General features: G+C 71.2%; 19 protein-coding genes. 6 read left to right on the plus strand and 13 right to left on the minus strand.

Annotation, left to right across the window (positions count from 1 at the left end):
- Window positions 1-99: 99 nt before the first annotated feature.
- Window positions 100-1,404, plus strand: a complete 1,305-nt coding sequence (locus VGN18_RS04715; protein WP_349259837.1) for a UDP-glucose/GDP-mannose dehydrogenase family protein — start codon at window positions 100-102, stop codon at window positions 1,402-1,404.
- 21 nt (window positions 1,405-1,425) lie between these two features.
- On the opposite strand, the gene VGN18_RS04720 is transcribed toward VGN18_RS04715, so the two are convergent.
- Window positions 1,426-1,908 carry a hypothetical protein gene (locus tag VGN18_RS04720; RefSeq protein WP_327538491.1) on the minus strand — a complete coding sequence of 161 codons (483 nt, stop codon included), beginning with the start codon at window positions 1,906-1,908 and terminating at the stop codon, window positions 1,426-1,428.
- Between the two features lie 90 nt (window positions 1,909-1,998).
- Here VGN18_RS04720 and VGN18_RS04725 point away from each other — a divergent pair, with 90 nt between their 5' ends.
- Window positions 1,999-2,850, plus strand: a complete 852-nt coding sequence (locus tag VGN18_RS04725; RefSeq protein WP_327538492.1) for a heavy metal-binding domain-containing protein — start codon at window positions 1,999-2,001, stop codon at window positions 2,848-2,850.
- On the opposite strand, the gene VGN18_RS04730 is transcribed toward VGN18_RS04725, so the two are convergent.
- From VGN18_RS04730 to VGN18_RS04745, 4 genes are all read right to left on the minus strand, one after another.
- A complete protein-coding gene (locus VGN18_RS04730) occupies window positions 2,847-3,503 on the minus strand; it encodes a cytidylate kinase family protein (RefSeq protein WP_349259838.1) in 657 nt (218 codons plus the stop codon). The genes VGN18_RS04725 and VGN18_RS04730 overlap by 4 nt on opposite strands.
- A 58-nt stretch (window positions 3,504-3,561) precedes the next feature.
- Entirely contained in the window at window positions 3,562-4,152 is a 591-nt protein-coding gene (locus tag VGN18_RS04735) for a DUF4232 domain-containing protein (protein ID WP_327538494.1), read from the minus strand.
- Between the two features lie 91 nt (window positions 4,153-4,243).
- Window positions 4,244-4,954, minus strand: coding sequence for a DinB family protein (locus tag VGN18_RS04740; RefSeq protein ID WP_327538495.1), 711 nt, complete (start codon window positions 4,952-4,954; stop codon window positions 4,244-4,246).
- A gap of 536 nt (window positions 4,955-5,490) precedes the next feature.
- Entirely contained in the window at window positions 5,491-6,060 is a 570-nt protein-coding gene (locus VGN18_RS04745; RefSeq protein WP_327538496.1) for a dienelactone hydrolase family protein, read from the minus strand.
- Between the two features lie 62 nt (window positions 6,061-6,122).
- Here VGN18_RS04745 and VGN18_RS04750 point away from each other — a divergent pair, with 62 nt between their 5' ends.
- From VGN18_RS04750 to VGN18_RS04760, 3 genes are read left to right on the plus strand one after another with little or no spacing between them, the layout of a single operon-like run.
- Window positions 6,123-6,737 (plus strand): transcriptional regulator, encoded by a 615-nt coding sequence (locus VGN18_RS04750; protein WP_327538497.1) that lies wholly within the window; start codon window positions 6,123-6,125, stop codon window positions 6,735-6,737.
- Window positions 6,738-6,753: 16 nt separating this feature from the next.
- Window positions 6,754-7,668, plus strand: a complete 915-nt coding sequence (locus tag VGN18_RS04755) for a DMT family transporter (protein WP_327538498.1) — start codon at window positions 6,754-6,756, stop codon at window positions 7,666-7,668.
- 48 nt (window positions 7,669-7,716) lie between these two features.
- Complete coding sequence (locus VGN18_RS04760; RefSeq protein ID WP_327538499.1) at window positions 7,717-9,024, plus strand: cytochrome P450; 1,308 nt, start codon at window positions 7,717-7,719, stop codon at window positions 9,022-9,024.
- Between the two features lie 72 nt (window positions 9,025-9,096).
- Here the strand turns inward: VGN18_RS04760 and VGN18_RS04765 are convergent, their stop codons facing one another.
- The gene (locus VGN18_RS04765; RefSeq protein ID WP_327538500.1) at window positions 9,097-9,714 is read right to left on the minus strand and encodes an acVLRF1 family peptidyl-tRNA hydrolase; all 618 of its coding nucleotides are present in this window, start codon (window positions 9,712-9,714) and stop codon (window positions 9,097-9,099) included.
- A 10-nt stretch (window positions 9,715-9,724) separates the two neighbouring features.
- A complete protein-coding gene (locus tag VGN18_RS04770) occupies window positions 9,725-10,690 on the minus strand; it encodes a DMT family transporter (protein ID WP_327538501.1) in 966 nt (321 codons plus the stop codon).
- A 73-nt stretch (window positions 10,691-10,763) separates the two neighbouring features.
- Between VGN18_RS04770 and VGN18_RS04775 the strand changes: the two genes are divergently transcribed.
- Window positions 10,764-11,300 (plus strand): CGNR zinc finger domain-containing protein, encoded by a 537-nt coding sequence (locus tag VGN18_RS04775; protein ID WP_327538502.1) that lies wholly within the window; start codon window positions 10,764-10,766, stop codon window positions 11,298-11,300.
- Window positions 11,301-11,308: 8 nt separating this feature from the next.
- Here the strand turns inward: VGN18_RS04775 and VGN18_RS04780 are convergent, their stop codons facing one another.
- From VGN18_RS04780 to VGN18_RS04805, 6 genes are all read right to left on the minus strand, one after another.
- The gene (locus VGN18_RS04780; RefSeq protein ID WP_327538503.1) at window positions 11,309-12,172 is read right to left on the minus strand and encodes an ABC transporter permease; all 864 of its coding nucleotides are present in this window, start codon (window positions 12,170-12,172) and stop codon (window positions 11,309-11,311) included.
- Window positions 12,173-12,378: 206 nt separating this feature from the next.
- Window positions 12,379-15,021: an alpha/beta fold hydrolase gene (locus VGN18_RS04785; protein WP_327538504.1), complete on the minus strand. Its 2,643-nt coding sequence runs from the start codon at window positions 15,019-15,021 to the stop codon at window positions 12,379-12,381.
- 75 nt (window positions 15,022-15,096) lie between these two features.
- Window positions 15,097-15,849, minus strand: a complete 753-nt coding sequence (locus VGN18_RS04790) for a hypothetical protein (protein WP_327538505.1) — start codon at window positions 15,847-15,849, stop codon at window positions 15,097-15,099.
- 196 nt (window positions 15,850-16,045) lie between these two features.
- Window positions 16,046-16,531: a sigma-70 family RNA polymerase sigma factor gene (locus VGN18_RS04795; RefSeq protein WP_327538506.1), complete on the minus strand. Its 486-nt coding sequence runs from the start codon at window positions 16,529-16,531 to the stop codon at window positions 16,046-16,048.
- Between the two features lie 47 nt (window positions 16,532-16,578).
- On the minus strand, window positions 16,579-17,079 hold the full coding sequence (purE, locus tag VGN18_RS04800; protein ID WP_327538507.1) for a 5-(carboxyamino)imidazole ribonucleotide mutase: 501 nt from the start codon (window positions 17,077-17,079) through the stop codon (window positions 16,579-16,581).
- Window positions 17,076-18,233, minus strand: a complete 1,158-nt coding sequence (locus VGN18_RS04805) for a 5-(carboxyamino)imidazole ribonucleotide synthase (protein WP_327538508.1) — start codon at window positions 18,231-18,233, stop codon at window positions 17,076-17,078. Before VGN18_RS04805 ends, purE begins: the two co-directional genes overlap by 4 nt.
- Window positions 18,234-18,249: the final 16 nt, after the last annotated feature.

Here is an 18,249-nt window from a genome sequence, read left to right on the forward strand (position 1 = left end):
CCCATCCCTACCAGAGTCGGGGACGAGCGGAGTAGCTGCCGATAACGTTTTCTTCGTTCGCGCCCGACCTTGGAGGACACCATCAGCGCTCGCCCTCGCCTGTCCGTGATCGGCACCGGCTACCTCGGCGCGACCCACGCCGTCTGCATGGTGGAGCTGGGCTACGAGGTCATCGGGCTCGACGTCGACCAGTCCAAGATCGACCGGCTGACCGCGGGCGAGGTGCCGTTCTTCGAGCCGGAGCTGCCCGAGCTGCTCAAGAAGCACATCGACGGCGGCCGGCTGCACTTCACGACGTCCTACGAAGAGGTCGCCGAGTTCGCCGACGTGCACTTCGTCTGCGTGGGTACGCCGCAGCGCGCCGGCGAGCTCGCCGCCGACATGACCTACGTCGAGGCCGCGTTCTCCTCGCTCGCCCCGCACCTGACCCGCAAGGTGCTGGTGGTCGGCAAGTCGACCGTGCCGGCCGGCACGGCCGCGCGCATGGAGGCGCTGCTGCACGAGCTCGCGCCCAACCCCGAGGTCGAGCTGGCCTGGAACCCCGAGTTCCTGCGCGAGGGCTTCGCCGTGCAGGACACGCTGCGACCCGACCGCCTCGTGATGGGCGTGCAGACCGAGTGGGCCGAGTCGCAGCTGCGGGCGGCGTTCGAGCCGGTCATCGCGACCGGCACGCCCGTCGTCGTCACCGACTTCGCCACCGCCGAGCTGGTCAAGGTGGCCGCCAATTCCTTCCTCGCCACCAAGATCTCGTTCATCAACGCGATGGCCGAGGTGTGCGAGACCACCGGGGCTGACGTGACCAAGCTCGCCGACGCGATCGGGCACGACGCCCGCATCGGTCGCCGCTTCCTCAATGCCGGCCTCGGCTTCGGCGGCGGCTGCCTGCCGAAGGACATCCGCGCCTTCATCGCCCGCGCCGGCGAGCTCGGGGTCGACCAGGCCGTGTCGTTCCTGCACGAGGTCGACAGCATCAACCTGCGCCGCCGCGCCCGCACCGTCGACCTCGGCCTCGACCTGCTGGACGGGTCGTACCGCGGCGCCAAGGTGGCCTGCCTCGGCGCGGCGTTCAAGCCGAACTCCGACGACATCCGCGAATCCCCCGCCCTCGACGTCGCGGCCGCGATCGGGCGGCGCGACGCCGAGGTCGTCATCTACGACCCGCAGGCCATCGAGACGGCCCGGGCCAAGTACCCCGAGCTGTCGTACGCCAGCTCGCTCGAGGACGCCCTGGACGGCGCCGACATCGTCTTCCTGCTCACCGAGTGGGACGAGTTCAAGAACATGCACCCCGGCGTCATCGGCAAGCTGGTCACCCGCCGCAACATCGTCGACGGCCGCAACGTGCTGAACCCGGTGCAGTGGCGCGCCGCCGGCTGGCAGTACCGCGCCCTCGGCCGCCCCTGACGCGGGTCGACGTGCGCGACGTCAGCTCAGCAGCGCCCGTTCGAGCGCGGTTCGGGCGGCCTCGTCGTCGCGGGTCACCTGTTCGAGCACGTCGCCCAATTCGTCGAGCCACTGTGCGACCGGGACGGGCGTGGTCGAGAGCACGACGCCACGCACCGTGTGCCCGACGAGCGCCTCGGTGACGCCGAGAGCGGACTGCCGGAAGGAGAGCAGGCGCTCGCCGGCGGTGATGGTGATGCCGATCGGCTCGCCGGCCCGTCCGGAAAGCCGCTGCCCCAGCGAGCGGCGCCGCTCCAGGGTGACCATCGACGCGGGCAGTGCCCCGCCGAGCGTGGTGATCAGCACGCGGCCGAGCATCGCGATCTCGACGCGCCGGAAGTGGGCGACGACCAGGTCGCCGAGCGGCCCGGGCGGCTGCTCGACGTGGGGCGGATCCGGCTGGCGCGGCGGGGGCGATGTCGGCAGGTCGAGCGAGGTGCCCTGGCTCGGATCGGGCGGCTGCATGACCGCACTGTAGAACCGCGACGCCGCTCGGGCTCATTCTCATCATCGGCCCCCTACGCTCGGCACGACGCCACACCCCTGGGAGCGCACATGGCGATGTTCGGCCGCAACGACGATGCGAGCACAGCCGCGAACTGGGAGCCGGACGCGGCCGACAGCCGACTGGCCGCCACCGCCGGCGCCGCGCCGAACGCGGTGTTCACCTCGGACCTATCGGTGTCGGAGTACGTGCTGATCAACGAGGCGGGCTTCGAGCCGCTCGGTTTCGTGGTCGGCTCGTCGATCTACCACATCGGCATCCAGGTCAGCCGCTGGGGACAGAACCAGGAGTTGACCGTCCTGACCCAGGCCATGTACTCCGCCCGCGAGCTGGCCATGAGCCGGATGCAGGCCGAGGCCGACCGGCTCGGTGCCGACGGCGTCGTCGGCGTGACCCTGCGCGCCCAGCAGTACGTGTGGGGCCAGGGCGTTCTGGAATTCATCGCCACCGGCACCGCCGTCCGGGCGCTGCGCGGCCAGGGTGCGCACCGCCGCCCCGACGGCCGCGCGTTCTCCTCCGACCTGTCCGCGCAGGACTTCTACCGCCTGCTGGCCGCCGGCTCGGTTCCGGTCGCCTTCGTCCTCGGCACCTGCGTCTATCACATCGCGCATCAGGGCGTGATGCAGTCACTGCGCCAGGCCGGCGTCAACCAGGAGATGGTGACCTTCACCCAGGGCGTGTACCAGGCCCGCGAGCTCTCGCTGGGCCGCATGCAGTACGAGGCGACGCAGGCGCAGGCCAGCGGCATCGTCGGGGTCTCGGTCGAGGTCCACAACCACGTCTGGGGCGAGCACGCGACGGAGTTCTTCGCGACCGGCACCGCCATCCGGCAGCTCGATCCGACGCACCACCTGCCCGACACCGCGCCGAAACCGACCTTCACCCTCGGTCTCGACCTCTAGGCCGTCGGGGATCGGGTTTCCCAGACCGGCCGGGCGGGCCGGTCGTTGCGCACGACGATGTCGGCGCGATCCTCCGGGCGGACCGTGGCGAAGTAGAACTGCTGGGAAGGGATGTAGCGCTCGCGCCAGCGCCGCTCGATGTCGGCGGCCGACCTCGCCGCGCGTTCGCGGATGAGGGCGCGATCGACGGTCTTGTCGAATCCGGTCGACACGAACACGCGCAGCTCCCACCGATCGACGAGTTCGGGCCTCAGCAGGAACACGCCGTCGAAGATCAGCACGGCGTCGGCGCCGGCCGTTGTGACCGGCGGATGCAGCGGGGTGTCGGTGGCGCGGTCGTAGACCGCCCGCCGGAACCGCCGGTCACCGCCGGGGCCGAGCGGATCGAGAAGGACCCGCTTCAGGGCGTCGTAGTCGTGAGTCTCGAAGTAGCACCCAACGGCTGAGTACTCGCCGCGTCGGTACCGCTGCGCCTCGGGGTAGAGGAAGTCCTCGATCGTCGCGCGGATGACCTCGCGGCCCCGGGCCTGCAGTACGGAGGCCAGCTCGTCGGCGAGTGTCGTCTTGCCCGCGGCGGGTGGTCCGTCGATGGCGACCCGGACCGGATGCGCCCGCGGGAGGTTGCCGACAGCGCCGGCGACATCGTCGAGCATCTCCGCGCGAGTACCCACGTCCCCGTCCTGACGCCGTCAAGGTCCACTGCGGCCCACGTCAGCCCCGCTCGAGCCGGGCGGTGGTCGGCTCGAAGGGCGAGATCTCGACGGTGTTCCCCGGGTCGCTCGCACCGCCGACGCAGTGATCGATGGAGAGGACGAGCCAGCTCGCGGGCGGAGTGAGCACCGTGCCCTGACCTGGCAGCGCGACGGTCATCCCGGTCGCGCTTTCGGTGATGCCCCGGTCGCAGCGGTACTTGGCGACGAGGAAGTACGCGACTCTCCCGGGACCGAGAGTCACCGGTTGCGGCCGACGATGCGTCACGTACCGGCCGTTGCCCGAGACGTAGGCGAACGGGACCGGCGTGCCGCGCGCGAAGAACTCGACCACCGGGAAGCCGATGAGGGTGCAGCGCGTCGCGCCGGCGTGCACCGCGAGTATCAGGCCGTGCTCGCCGGTGGCCGGCGACAGGCGCGGACCTTCGTGGATTCCCAGCGTCGCCGGCCCGCAGGACCCGATCGCGGAGGGAGCCCCGGGGGTCGAGCGCGAGGACGAGACATGCGCCGCTGTACCGGTTGAACAGCCAACCGCTGCGCCCAGAACAGTCGAAAGGATCAGCGCGGCTCGGACCGCGATGAGGCCGGTCATCGCTCCACCTCCCCCACTCACCAGGAAGACGCTTCGAGCTCGCGATCCGTTGCGGTCCAGCGCGCGGCCGGCGCTCCCGAGCGAGTCGGAATCAGCCTTCGAGAAGATCGAGATCTCGGGCGCAGAACCCGTGGTGGGCCCACTCCTCGTTCAGGACCACGTGCACGCACTCGAGCACCGACTTCCCCCTCGCGTACGGCGGCCATCCCGGTCCCGCGGGTACCGGCGCAGCCGCCGACAGTTGATCGAACGACACCGTAGCCAACCAGCGCTCCAACTCGGCCGCCTGCTCGTCGCGCGTGGCCAACACGTCGTCGAGCGAGGGAGTCGCCGTTCGATCAAGACCTTGCTCCTCCTGACCGGGCACGAAGTCCGAGGCCAATCCGATCGGGGTGAAGGGTCGGGACGATCCGAGGCAGCAGCGACGGAACCACGAGTCGTGCACGAAGACCAGATGGCGCAGCGTCTCCACCACCGACCACTCGCCACCGACACGCTGATGCTCCGCGCCCTGCGGCATGCCCCGCAGGCGCACGACCGTCGTCGTCCAGTCGGCCCGCAGTCGACGTGCACCTTCCCGCAGGTCGGCCGGGGCGCTCGATCGGATCAACAGCCGCACCGGATGCCGCCGGTCGAGCTCGGCCTCGACGTAGGACGCCACCTCGACCCCGTTGACCACCAGGTTGCTGACCAGCCCGTCGATGACGGCGTCCTGCATCACCACACCGATCAGGCGCGCACGGGTGAGATCGCACTCGCGGAACTCGGCATCGGTGAGGTCCTGATCACTGAATCTCGCCACGTCGTCCAGTATTCATCGCCCGGCCGACACCGGCACGTGACTCGTCTTCGCGGCCGGCAGTACCTTGCGCGGTTGCCGGTTGTGCGGGATCACTGTGCCGTGACGCCAGACCACACGGTCGTCCGGGCGTCGAGAGCCGGGAGGGTGTCCGGTGGGGTACCTCATGGGTGCGGTAGTCCGGGTGGCTCGCGTCGCGAGCGAGCGCGTGGCGAGGTTGCTGCGCGGGACGAGGATCGAGCGCAGCCGCGCGGAAGCGGAGTACCCGCTCACCGGGAACGACCCGACGGGCCGCATCACCACGCGAGGCGTGTAGTCAACCGGGCTGCTACACCTCGAGCCGACCATCACCCCTGCCTGACCCCGTCACCGAGGCCCACCCGGGCTCCCGGCCAATTGTCTCGATCACCGCTCGATCGTCCCGGGACATGCGCCCGAACGCTGCGATCACGCCGCTGATTCAGCGCGGCTGCCGACGCCGGATGAGCACGTGGTCAACGCCGAGACTCCGTCCGCCGCGCCTGGCCCTCTCGGGCTCGTCAGGCCGAGGCGAGGAAGCCCCGTACGCGCTCGATGAGCAGCGCGGAGGCCACCGGGTCGTACGCGGCCAGGGACGAGTCGGCGAACAGGTGCTGATCGCCCGGGTACACGAACAGTTCAGCCTCCGCGGTCGAGGCGGCGAGTTCGCGCGCGGCCGGCAGATCCTCGTCGAAGAACTCGTCGCCTTCCTTGCCGTGGATCTGCACCGGTACCCCCTCGGGCCACGTCGGGGTGAACTCCGAGACGGGCAGGCAGGAGTACATGAGCAGTGCCCCGCGCGCCCCGGGCCGGGTCTGCGCCAGCCGCTGGGCGATCGTCACCCCGAAGGAGAACCCGGCGTACACGAGCGCGGGGCCGAGGTCGTCGGCCAGGGCAGCACCCCGCTCGCGGATCGAGTCCAGACCGAGCTCGCGCGCGAACGCGAACCCGTCCTCGATGCTGGCGAAGACGTGGCCGTCGAACAGGTCCGGGGTGTGCACGGTGTGCCCGACCTGCCGGAGGTCGTCGGCAAAGGCTCGGACGCCGTCGGTCAAGCCCTGGATGTGGTGGTAGAGCACGACCTCGGCCATAGAGGATCCTCCGCTAACGATCGAATAATCTGGAACGTTCGGAAACGCTAGTCTGTTGACTCGTGACGCACAACCCGCCCGACTACGAGCTCGCCGATCGGCTCGCGCTGACCGGACCGGACCAGGTCAAGGCCATCGGGCACCCGCTGCGCACCACGATCCTGCAGCTTCTCCACGAGCGGGCGGCAACCGTGTCGGAGCTGGCCCAGGCGGTCGGACGGCCCAAGAGCACGGTCGCGCACCACGTGGAGGTCCTGACGCGGAACGGCTTGACCAGGGTGGTGCGCACGCGGAGGGTGCGGGCCGTCGAGGAGCGTTTCTACGGACGCACCGCGCGGATGTTCTTCGTGGCGGCCGAAGCGTCGCCCGCCGGCGAGGGCCTGCCCGGCGACTTCAACGACTTCGAGGTGGCCGCACGAGAATCCGCCACTGCGTTCGAGCAGGGACGTCTCTGGGGATTCATCCGCCACGCGCGCGTGACCGAGGACCAGGCTTCGCGGTTCTGGCAGCGCATGGTCGAGCTGGTCGACGAATTCGACAGAATGCCGAGATCGGGCGCCACCACCTACGGATTCGCGGTCGGCCTCTACCCGACGAGCGGCCCGTTCCTGGTTTCGGCACAATCACCTCAGGATCAAGGTGGTAGCACCGGGTCCTCGAACAGTCCGGGCCGGTAGAAGCAGGAGATGCGGAATGGATGCGTTTCCGCATTTCCATCGGCACCTGCCGGCGGACGTGGCGATCGCCGCCGGCCTGGCCCTGTTGTCGGCGTTGGCGTTCGCCGTCGCGATCGTGGCCCAGCAGCGAGCGGCGGCCCGCGTCTCCGACGAGGCCGCGCGCAGCAGCGATTTCGCGCGGCATCTCCTCCGCGATCCGCGTTGGGTCGCCGGGATCGCCGGCAACGCGGTGGGGTTCACCCTGCAGGCGCTCGCTCTGCACTACGGATCACTGTTGGTCGTGCAGCCGCTGCTGGTCGCCTCGTTCCTCTTCGCCCTCCCCCTCTCGGCACGCCTGTCGCACGCCCGGCTGCCGAGGTCGGTCTGGCTGTGGGAGATCGTGCTGGCCGTGTCGTTGACCGTCTTCGTGATCATCGGCGACGCCAATCACGGCGCCGATCACGCCACTCGAGGGCGGTGGCTGGCCGCGAGCGTGGTCATGGGGCCGCTGCTCGTCGCCTGCCTGCTCCTGGGTCGCCGAGCCCAGGGAGCAGCCCGGTCCAGTTCGCTGGCGATCGGGGTAGGGCTGCTCGGCGGCGTCCTCGCCGTGCTCACCAAGACGGTCGTGGCCGAACTGAGCCACAGCCTCGTCGCCGCGGTCTCGTCCTGGCCGCTCTACGCCCTCATCGTGGTCGGGCTGTCCGGCACCTACCTGCAACAACTGTCGTTCCAGGCGGGAGATCTGCACACGTCGCTGCCGATCATCACCGTGCTCGAACCGATCGTCGCTGCGATCATGGGCCTGACGATGTTCCACGAGCGGTTACGGGTTGCCGGTGTGCGGACGGTGCTGCTCGCGGCCGCCGTCGTGATCATGGTGATCGCCACGGTGGCCGTCGCCCGCAGCGAAGCCAGCTACCAGGAAGGGCCCACTGACGATGCGTCCGGATAAGTCGGCCGACACGCGCGGTCGTCGGCCGCGGACTCGAAGGGTGCAGCCATGACATGGCGAATCACGTGGGCGCGGACCACGAGCCGGGTCAAGCGACGGACACTCGGCCTGCTGCTGTGGCTCTCGCGAGGAGCGGCGTCGGACCCCGCGGCGATGCTGTCGCGCTTCTCCGACGAGGCCCTGATGCCGCTTCGACGGATCGGGCTCGATCCCGTCCCCGAGCTGGCCGCGGCCAACGAGCGCGGCCCGGTGACGCGGCTGAAGCTACCGCTGGGCCTGCGAGGCTGGCTGATCACCGGCTACGACGAGACCCGGGCTGTGCTGGGCGCCGGTCCGACCGCGTTCAGTAACGACTTCACCAACATGGTCGGCAAGGTCGGGATCGCCGCCGACCAGGACCCGGGCGGCCTGGGGTTCACCGACCCGCCCCAGCACACCCGGTTGCGGCACCTGCTCACGCCGCACTTCACCACCCGTGCCCTTGCGGCTTGGGCGCCGCGGATCACGCAGATCGTCGACGACGCGCTCGACGAGCTTGCCCGCGAGGGTGCGGACGGGGCCACGGTCGACCTCCAGCGTCACTTCGCGACCCAGATCCCGTCCCGGACGATCATGGAACTGCTGGGCGTGCCGGAATCCGAGCGCGAGGACTTTCAGCGCTTCAGCACGGCCCGCTTCGACGTCAGCTCGGGCGCGGTCGGCTCGTTGGACGTGATCGGCGAGGCGGTCGAATACCTGCGGAGGATCGTTGCCGAGCAGCGACGCGACCCGGGCGAAGGCCTGATCGGACAGATACTGCGCGATCACGGGGACCGGATCGACGACGTCGAGCTCGCCGGCCTCGTCGACGGCGTCCTCACCGGCGGGCTCGAGACCACGGTCAGCATGTTGAGCCTCGGCACGCTGGTCATGCTCCAGCGACCGGATCTCGCCGAATCGATTCGCGCCGACGAGGTCGGCACCGAGGCATTCGTCGAGGAACTGCTGCGCTACCTCACGGTCGTCCAGGTCGGGTTCCCGCGATTCGCGCGCCGCGACATGATGCTCGGCGGCCATCACCTGCTCGCGGGAGACATCGTCGTCCCCTCGCTCATCGGCGCCAACCGGGACCGCCGCCGCGGCGACGCGCTGGACGAGGTGCAACCGGGGCGCCCGGCCAACGGGCACCTGGCATTCGGACACGGCCTGCACCGTTGCGTCGGGGCTGAGCTCGCCCGGCTCGAGTTGCGGCTCGCCTACCCAGCACTGGCCCGACGCTTCCCGCACGTCCGCCTCGCGATCGAACCGACCGAATTGGCCTTCCGCGAACTGTCCGTCGTCTACGGGCTGACCGAGTTGCCGGTCGTCCTGGCCTAGCTGCCCCGAGCGCCCCTCCCGCTCGAGGCAGGGGTCCGTTCGGACGTGCCGTCGCGAGCCGACCGCCCGGGCTCACGGGACGAGCGAGATCCGAGCCACGCGGAACTGCTCGGGCATGGTTTCGAGCACGCGCAGCTTGGGGTCCTTGACGTTGAGCCAGGGGTCGGTGAGCAGCGGCTCGAGGCGGGTCAGGCGCGGGTCGGCCAGGACGGCCTTCACGGCCGGACGGTCGCCGCCGGCGACGACCGCGTCCAGATCGGTCACCGAACCCAGCACTCGCGCCACGGCGTCGGCGGCGTCGGCGAAGGCGGCGCTCGACTGGTTGGCTCGCCGCCGGGCGTAGCGCTGCTGCGACCAGCCGCCCGCCTTCGTCGTGCCCTGGACGTAGCTCGACCCGACCTTGGACGCGACCAGCCGCTCGCCCTCGAACAACCCGGCGGCGTGCCCGCCCCGGCGCACCAGCACCACGCCGATACGACGGGCGCGGGTGACGTGCTCGACCAGCGAACCGGTGAGCGGCGCGAACGGGACGTCGATCCAGGCCCGGGCGCCGTCGGCGCCGGTGAGCGCGACCACGGTCGGCGAGGCGACGGTCTCCGTGTCCCCGTGCCGCTCGGCGAAGCCGGCGAGCCAGCGCTCGAGCCGGCCGGCGGCGACGGTGACCGTCCGGACGCCCGCGGGTGCTTCCACCCGGCCGAGCCTACGGCGCGACGGGCAGCGGGATCTCGCGCTGCTCGAGGGTGGCCTCGACCTCGGCCGGCAGCTCGTCCGGATCACCCGCCCGCACCAACGCGATGCCGGCGAGCACGATCACGCCGCCGACCGCCTGCAGCACCCCCGGCCGCTGGCCCAGCAGCACCCAGGCGAACACGATCGCGAACAGCACCTCGGAGAGCCCGACGAACGAGGCCACGCGCGGGCCGAGGCGGCGGGCCGCACCGATGCCGGCGACGTAGGCGATCACAGCCGCGACGAGCGACATACCGACGACCGGCACGACCCAACTCGTGTGGTGCCCGTTGAACGAGACGTCCGACGAGGCCGTGCGGATCGACACGAGACCGACGAGTCCGGCGACGGCCAGCGTGAGCGCGCCCATGACCATGCCGGCCCAGGCCATCACGATGGGCGGCAGCAGGTCGCCGGCGTGAGCGGAGAGGATGAAGTAGGTCGCGAGCCCGGCCGCGGCGGTCAGGCCCCACGCGACCCCGACCAGGGACACCCGCTGCGCGCCGGTGAGGTCCAGGACGAGCACCAGGCCGCCGATGGCGAGCGCGCCGCCGGTGACGGTGAGCCGGCTCGGCCGCTGCCCGTGCCGCAGCCACATCCAGGCGACGACGAGCACCGTGCCGGAGTACTCCAGCAGCAGCGCGACGCCGACCGACAGATGCTCGATGGCGTTGAAGAAGAACAGCTGGCACCCGGCCACGGCGATCAGGCCGTAGGCCACGACCGCGCCCCAGTGGCGCCGCAGCAGCGCCCAACGACCGCGGAGCTGCACGAGCGCGGGGACGGTGAGGATCAGGGCGGCCAGGGCGATGCGCACGGTCACCGCGCCGCCCGGCGTCCAGCCCGCGCCCATCAGCGCTGCGCCGAACGGCCCCGACGTGCCGAACGTGGCCGCCGACGTCACCGCCAGGCCGAGACCGATCGCACCGGCGCGCATGGCCGACGTCCTTCCGTAAGAGGTGAAAAGCCTTATGCTGGTGACGGTAGCCGTTGCGCCCGAAAGGAGTCAAATGCTTTTTGCCCATGACACTGAAGTCGCGCTCGCCGCCGCCACCGGCCTGATCAACACCGAGTACGACGGCGGGCTGGAAACCCTCGCCGACCTGGAGGCCTTCCTCGACGAGTGGGGCATCACCGGATCGCGCCGGCGCACCCGGGCCGAGCTGGCCGAGGTGCAGGCGCTGCGCCCCCGGCTGCGGCAGATCTGGTTCGAGAACGAGGACGGCGCGGTCGCGATCGTCAACGCGCTGCTGCGCGAGGCGAACGCGCTCCCCCACCTCGTCAAGCACGACGAGTGGGCCTATCACCTGCACGCGACCCGCCCCGAGGCGCCGCTCGTCGACCGGATGGCCGTCGAGGCGGCCATGGCCCTCGTCGACGTGATCCGCACCGGCGAGCTCGCCCGGCTGCGCGTCTGCGCCGCGGACGACTGCGACGACGTGCTGGTCGACCTGTCCAAGAACCGCTCGCGGCGCTTCTGCGAGAAGGGCTGCGGCAACCGCGCGAACGTGGCCGCCTACCGCGCCCGCCAGGCGGCGGGCGGGTAGATCGCGACCTACGAGGTGATGTCCTTACGGTCGAACCGCAGCCAGGCCCAGCCCAGGAAGATCGCGGTGTAGACGCAGGCCAGGCCGGCCCCGCGCAGCATGTCGTCGTAGCGGATCGGCGTGCTCAGCGAATCGATCCAGGCGTACTGGAAGTGCGTCGGCAGGTAGTTGCGGTAGCTCCCGAGCGCGGTGATCTGGTCGAGGATCGTCGACACCACCGCCAGCATCACCGCGCCGCCGACCGCCCCGAGCGGGTTGTCGACCGTGAGGCTGAGCAGGAACGCCAGCGACGCGACGATCATCAGCACGATGCAGATGTAGCCGACGATGACGGCGATGCGCAGCACCGACTCACCCACGGAGAACGAGCCACCGATCGGCGACTGCGCCGGCGACCACCCGAAGAACAGCCCCCCGACGATGAACGCCCACAGCGGCAGCAGCACGTTCGCCGCCACAGCCAGCGAGGCCGAGACGATGAGCTTCTGCTTCAGCAGGCGGGAACGGGGCACCGGTTGGGCCAGCAGGTAGCGCAGCGACGACCAGCTGGCCTCGCTCGCCACGGTGTCGCCGAAGAACAGGGCCACCACCACGATCAGCAGGAAACCGACCGCGGCGAACTCGGTGAACAGCGCGAAGTTGAAGCCGCCTGCCGTCGCCAGCCCGACCAGCTGGGGCGCCTGGCTGTCGGCACTCCCGCCGACCTTGAACGCGATCGCGATGATGATCGGCAGGATCAGCAGCAACCCGAAGGTGATCTGGGTGCGGCGCCGCCGCAGCTGGCGGGTGAACTCCACCCGCAGCCGCAGCGTCCTGCGCGGGTCGTAGGAGTGCGGCCGTTCCGGCTCCAGGACCGCGAGCCGGTCGTGCACCCCGCGGCGCGTCGCCGCGTGCCGGGACAGCTCCCGATCGGTGCGGCGCCCGGCCCCGTTGGCACTCGGCGCGGCAACGTTCGTCCCGCTCGATCCCGCGTTCGCTCCGCGAGCGTCACTCGATCCCGCATTCGCTCCGCGAGCGTCACTCGATCCCGTCGCTCCGCGAGCGTCACTCGATCCCGTATTCGCTCCGCGAGCGTCACTCATTCGTCCGCTCCGATCATTTCCAGGAACACGTCCTCCAACGCCCTTCGCGCCGGTACCAGGTGCGAGCCGATGCCGACCTCGGCCAGCACCCGCGCCGCCTCGGTCGGGTCGTCGACGGCGAGTTGCATGCCGCCGGCGCCGGCGATCTCGGCGACCGAACCCGACGCCACGAGCCGTCCCTTGTGCATGACGACGACGTGGGTGCAGGTCTGCTCCACCTCGGCCAGCAGGTGGCTCGAGACGACCACGGTGCGCCCGGTCTGCGCGTACTGCTGCAGCACCTCGCGCATCTCGGCGATCTGCGGCGGGTCGAGTCCGTTGGTGGGTTCGTCGAGGACGAGGACCTCGGGCAGTCCGAGCATGGCCTGGGCGATGCCGAGGCGCTGCTTCATGCCGTGGCTGTACGTCTTGACCTTGCGGTCGACCGACGCGCCGAGCCCGGCGATGTCGAGCGCGGTCTCGAACTCGGCCTCCTCGATCGGCCGGCCCGTGGCAGCCCAGTACAGCCGCAGGTTGTCCCGGCCGGAGAGGTGGGGCAGGAAGCCCGGCCCCTCGATGAAGGCGCCGAGGCGCGAGAGCACGGGCGCGCCCGGCACGACCGGCTCACCGAAGACGTGGATCTGCCCCTCGGTCGGCGTGATCAGCCCGACCAGCACGCGCAGCGCGGTGGTCTTGCCGGCCCCGTTCGGGCCGAGCAGCCCGACCACCTGGCCGTGCTCGACCCGGAAGCTGACGTGGTCGACGGCGCGGTAGCCCCCCGCGTACTCCTTGACCAGCCCCTCGATGCTGATCGGGGTGTTCGCCAGCTCGGGGACGGTCTTGAGCACGAGTCGGCGTCGCACGATTATGCCGCCGACGACGCCGCCGACCAGCAGCAGCGCGAGCAGCCCGACGATGAGCCACGCGAGCGGGTGGCCCGCGCTGATCGGCGATCCGCTGACCGTCGGCAGGGTCACCGCCGCGGTGCCGCCGGCCAGCGCGATCGTGTACGTCGTCGCCTTCTGCGGCACCGCGTAGGCGAAGTCGGTGGTGGCGACGCTGAGGACGAGCCGGTGCTTGGTGAGCACATTGCGCACGACGGACGGCAGCTGGATCGTGACCGTCGCCGGCACGCCGGCCCGCAGGCCCGCCAGCCGCAGCGGTGTCACCAGCTGCGACGGCAGGGTCGCGGTGCCGTCGTCGGACAGGTCGCGCAGACCCGCGAACAGCACGGCGTCGCCACTGCTCTTCGGGATCACGGTGATGCGGACGCTGGGTGCGCCGGCGATGGACACCGCCTTGGTCAAGGCGCTTGACGAGAAGTAGGCCGTCTGACCCGGCGACGACGGCAGCAGTGCGAGCGCGTTGTCGAAGCGGTTCGAGATGCCGCCGAGGCCGGGGATGCTCGTGATCGCCGCCGGCACCCCACCGGCCGGGGCGCTGACCTCCTGGGGCGGTCCGGCGAGGTCGACGGTGGTCGTGCGGCGGGCGATGCCGTCGATGCCGGGGTAGCCGGTGGCGCGGCGGGTCTGCTCCGTGGCGCTGCCGGTCTCGACCGACACGATGCCGGCCTGCTCGGAGAACTGGAACGGTTGCGGGCCGCTGAGCGAGCCGCCGAACACCTTGCCGAACCAGCTGACGCCGGCGTTGATGACATCGGTCGTGCCGCCGCCATCGGCGTCGTGACCGCCCTGCCGCCAGACGACGCTCACCGGGGTGCCGTTGGCCGCGATGCCGCGCGCGTTCGCGTCGGCCTCGCTCAGGGGGAACAGCGAGTCCTGCTCACCCTGGACGAGTTGCGTCGGCGCCTTGATCCGGTTGATGACCGTGGCCGGGCTCGCCTGCCGCATCAGCCTCAGCATCGCGGCGGACGGCGTGCCCGTGGCGGCCGACTCCTGGTAGGCCGCGCACACCGACGGCGCGAACCGGCCACACGTGACGCTGCTCGGGCCGCCCGCGGCCGACTCCGACCGACCGGCGCGACCGCCGGCGAGTGAGCTCAGCACGTTGCGTCCGCTGCTGAAGGCGTTGCCGAAGAGCTGGCCGAGCCAGAGCTTCTTGAACACCCCGGCGCCCGGGCCGGCCCCGTTGGGGAAGAACGCATGGGTGAGGTCGTTCCAGGTGATGTCGGCCGACACGGCTCGTACCTGCGGATCGGCGGCGGCCAGCAGCAGCGACAGCCCGCCGCCGTACGACGACCCGGCGGCCGCGATCTGCGGACCCTTCGCGTCCTTCTTCACCTCGGGCAGGTGGGCGAGGTAGTCGACCAGCTTCCGGGCGTCGGCGATCTCGTAGTCGGGCGAGGCGAAGTGGATCAGACCGCCCGACCGCCCGAAGCCACGCGCGCTGTAGGTGAGCACCACGTAGCCGTCCTGCGCGAAGGTCTTCGCCTCGCTGTCCAGCCCGGTCTTGCTGCCGCCGAACCCCTGCGAGAGCAGGATCGCCGGCGCCGGCGTCGAGTCGGGCAGGTAGAGCGTGGTGTCGAGCCGAACCGGTGTCGCACCCTCGGGCGTGCCGGGGAGGAACTGGGCCCGGGTCGCGACCGACGACGCCGCGACCGCGCCCAGCACGATGCCGCCGATCGCGAGCACCAGGACGACGACCAGCCCGATGCGGACGGTGCGCGAGCGCAGACGTTCCCGGAGCGCAGGCAGCTTCATCAGGCCACCCTACGGACGCCCGTTAGGTGATTGCTCTCAGGGATCACCCTGGTTGTCCCCTGGAGATCGGCCCGATCAGCGCAGGCCCCGCGCGATCTTCACCAGCTCGGTCGCCGACAGTATCGGCGCGCCGGGGTCGGCCGCGTCGGAGGCGGAACACACCTGGCGGGCGATACCCGGACGGGTCGGCCACGTGATGCACCGGCCGTTCTCGTCCACGTGCACCTCGGCCCGGCCGCCGGCCACCTCGGTCACGAGCTCGGGCGCGTTGTCGTAGCTGCTCAGCTCGCGGGGCGGGCCCACCGACACGGTGAGCTGGAGCTGCCCGCGGACGAACACCCGGCCGCCGTTCAGCACCTGGGGCGTCAGGGATGCCGGGATCACCCGGACCTGGCGATAGCCCGCGGGCAGGTAGGTCGGCGTGGGCAGGTCGGACGGGTCGATCACCGGCACGACGGAGCGGTCAACGGCATTGACGATGCTCCGCTGACCGAGCGGCCTCGACAGGTGCAGCGTGAACCGCTGGAAGTCCGGCGGCGGCAGGAAGCACGGCACCGTCGGCTGCGCCGCGAGCTGGTAGATCTCCGCGCTCACCGTCACCTGGCTGTCCGACTCACCGGACACCGTCGCCGACGGGCGGATCCGGACGCACTGGTACTTGCCCGAGTCGGGGAACACCCGGATCAGGACCTGCAACGTCGTGGAGGCCTGCGCGTCGACGAAGGCGGCTTCGGCCTCGGCCGGCCCCCGGTGGTAGACGTGCCCGCGATAGGTGACCGTCGGCGGCTGGGCCGGAGCGGTGCGATGCCCCGGCGACTTCCAGGCCACCGCGGCCGCGACACCGGCGTGGTGACGACCGCGGCCGCCACCGCGGCCCAGCGCAGGGCGGAGCGGCGGGTGTGCTCGTGCCTCTCGTCGTTCGTGGCGAGATCGAGGGCCTCGTCGAAGTCGAGCAACGAGTAGTCGTCGGCCTCACGCCGCGCCGCGTCGGCGCGCAGCCGGTTCTCGAGATCGAGGTCGCTCATCAGTAGTCCTCTCCGAGCTCGCGGCGCAGGCGGGCCCGCGCGTCGGACAATGTCGATTTGACCGTCCCGGCGCTGCACGACATCACGTCCGCGATGTCGGCGACCGGGAGGCCGAGGTAGTAGTGCAGCGTGATCGCCGGGCGCTGGCGATCGGTCAGCCGGGCCAGGGCGGAGCGCAGGTCGACATCGACCTCGGGGCGCGTCTCCTCACCGGCCTCGTCGAGCAACTCGAGAGCCGGTCGCAGGCGCCGGTAGCCCTTCCGGGCCTGATCGGCGACGATCGCCAGCAGCCAGTTGCGGGCCGTGCCGCGGCTCGGGTCGAACTGGGCCCGTTTGCGCCAGGCCGCCGCCAACGCCTCCTGCAGCGCGTCGTCGCCGTCGTTGTCGGGCGCGAGCCGGTTGGCCAACGTCGACATCACCGACCAGTGCGGCCGGACGAGTTCGGCGAACGCGTCGCGGTGGGTCGCCGCCGGCGGCGACGTCAAGGCTGTCTTCACACCCTCTCTACCCGGCCGCCCGCCGATCGGTTGGGTCATTCAGCCAATCTCGCCTGCAGGGCGACGTCCTTCGCCTGGGCTGTCGCGGCCAGCTCGATCTGGAAGGCGCGCATGCGCTCGGCCAGGACGGCGTCGGACGCGGCGAGGATGCGCACGGCGAGCAGGCCGGCGTTGCGCGCGCCGGCGATCGACACCGTCGCCACCGGCACCCCGGCCGGCATCTGGACAATGGACAGCAGCGAGTCCATGCCGTCGAGGTACTTCAGCGGCACCGGCACGCCGATCACCGGCAGCGTGGTCATCGACGCGACCATGCCCGGCAGGTGCGCCGCGCCGCCCGCCCCGGCGATGATCACCTTGAGCCCGCGCCCGGCCGCGTCGCGCGCGTAGTCGGCCATGCCGAGCGGAGTCCGGTGCGCCGAGACGACCCGCACCTCGTGCGGCACCCCGAACTCGGCCAGCGCCTCGGCGGCGAGTCCCATGACGTCGAAGTCGGAATCCGACCCCATGATCACGCCGACCAACGGATCGGTCATCGAGCGTCCCCGTTCATGAGGTAGTCCGCGGCGGCGCGGGCGCGGGCGCGGACGGAGTCGAGTTCGTCGCCGAGCGCGGTCACGTGTCCGACCTTGCGGCCGGGCCGGAACTGCTTGCCGTAGAGGTGGATCTTCACGTCCGGCCACCGGGCCATGAGGTGGTGCACCCGCTCGTCGAGGCCCTTGGGCACGACGTCGTCGGGGCCGCCGAGCAGGTTGGCCATGACCGTCACCGGCGCGGTCGGGGATGTCGCGCCGAGCGGGTAGTCGAGCACGGCCCGCAGGTGCTGCTCGAACTGCGAGGTGCGGGCACCCTCGATCGTCCAGTGCGCCGAGTTGTGCGGCCGCATCGCCAGCTCGTTCACGACCAGGCCGTCCGCCGTCTCGAACAGCTCGACCGCGAGCATGCCGGTGACCCCGAGCTCCTGCGCGATCCGCAGCGCGAGGGCCTGCGCCTCCTCGGCGGTGTCCTCGTCCAGGTCCGGGGCGGGCGCCAGCACCTCGACGCAGATGCCGTCGCGCTGCACGGTCTCGACCACCGGCCAGACCGACCCCTGCCCGAACGGCGAGCGGGCGACATCGACCGCGAGTTCGCGGACGATCGCCACCTTCTCCTCCACGATGAGCGCCGTCCCGGACCCGAGCACCTCGGCGGCCTCGGCGAGCGAGCCGACCACCCACACGCCCTTGCCGTCGTAGCCGCCGGAACTCGCCTTGAGCACCACCGGCCAGCCGGTCGCGGCGGCGAACTCGTCGAGCTCGCGTTCCGACGCCACCGTCGCCCACCGGGGGCACGGCACGCCCAGCTCGGTGAGCCGGCGCCGCATGGCCGATTTGTCCTGGGCGAACTGCAGCGCGTCCGGCCCCGGGTGCACCACCACGCCGTCGGCCACGAGCGCCCGGATGTGCTCGTTCGGCACGTGCTCGTGGTCGAAGGTGACGACGTCGCACCCGCGGGCGAAGGCGCGCAGGTCGTCGAGCGAGCGGTAGTCGCCCACCACGACGTCGGACGCGACGAGCGCGGCGCCGTCGTCGACGGTGTCGGCCAGCACCCGCAACGACTGACCGAGGGCGATCGCCGCCTGGTGGGTCATGCGGGCGAGTTGGCCGCCACCGACCATGCCGACGACGGGGAGTCCGGTGCGCGCGTCCACGCCGGTGAGCCTATGT

Origin of the sequence: Jatrophihabitans sp. (genome assembly GCF_036000465.1) — a bacterium.
Taxonomy (GTDB): Bacteria; Actinomycetota; Actinomycetes; order Mycobacteriales; family Jatrophihabitantaceae; genus Jatrophihabitans.

Coding starts and splice junctions, on each gene's coding strand:
- VGN18_RS04770 (WP_327538501.1), bottom strand. CDS start 10,690: ATGCGCGCCGGTGCGATCGGTCTCGGCCTGGCGGTGACGTCGGCGGCC.
- VGN18_RS04730 (WP_349259838.1), bottom strand. CDS start 3,503: ATGCTCGACGATGTCGCCGGCGCTGTCGGCAACCTCCCGCGGGCGCAT.
- VGN18_RS04725 (WP_327538492.1), top strand. CDS start 1,999: ATGGCGATGTTCGGCCGCAACGACGATGCGAGCACAGCCGCGAACTGG.
- VGN18_RS04755 (WP_327538498.1), top strand. CDS start 6,754: ATGGATGCGTTTCCGCATTTCCATCGGCACCTGCCGGCGGACGTGGCG.
- VGN18_RS04760 (WP_327538499.1), top strand. CDS start 7,717: ATGACATGGCGAATCACGTGGGCGCGGACCACGAGCCGGGTCAAGCGA.
- VGN18_RS04735 (WP_327538494.1), bottom strand. CDS start 4,152: ATGACCGGCCTCATCGCGGTCCGAGCCGCGCTGATCCTTTCGACTGTT.
- VGN18_RS04745 (WP_327538496.1), bottom strand. CDS start 6,060: ATGGCCGAGGTCGTGCTCTACCACCACATCCAGGGCTTGACCGACGGC.
- VGN18_RS04785 (WP_327538504.1), bottom strand. CDS start 15,021: ATGAAGCTGCCTGCGCTCCGGGAACGTCTGCGCTCGCGCACCGTCCGC.
- VGN18_RS04720 (WP_327538491.1), bottom strand. CDS start 1,908: ATGCAGCCGCCCGATCCGAGCCAGGGCACCTCGCTCGACCTGCCGACA.
- VGN18_RS04775 (WP_327538502.1), top strand. CDS start 10,764: ATGCTTTTTGCCCATGACACTGAAGTCGCGCTCGCCGCCGCCACCGGC.
- purE (WP_327538507.1), bottom strand. CDS start 17,079: ATGACCGATCCGTTGGTCGGCGTGATCATGGGGTCGGATTCCGACTTC.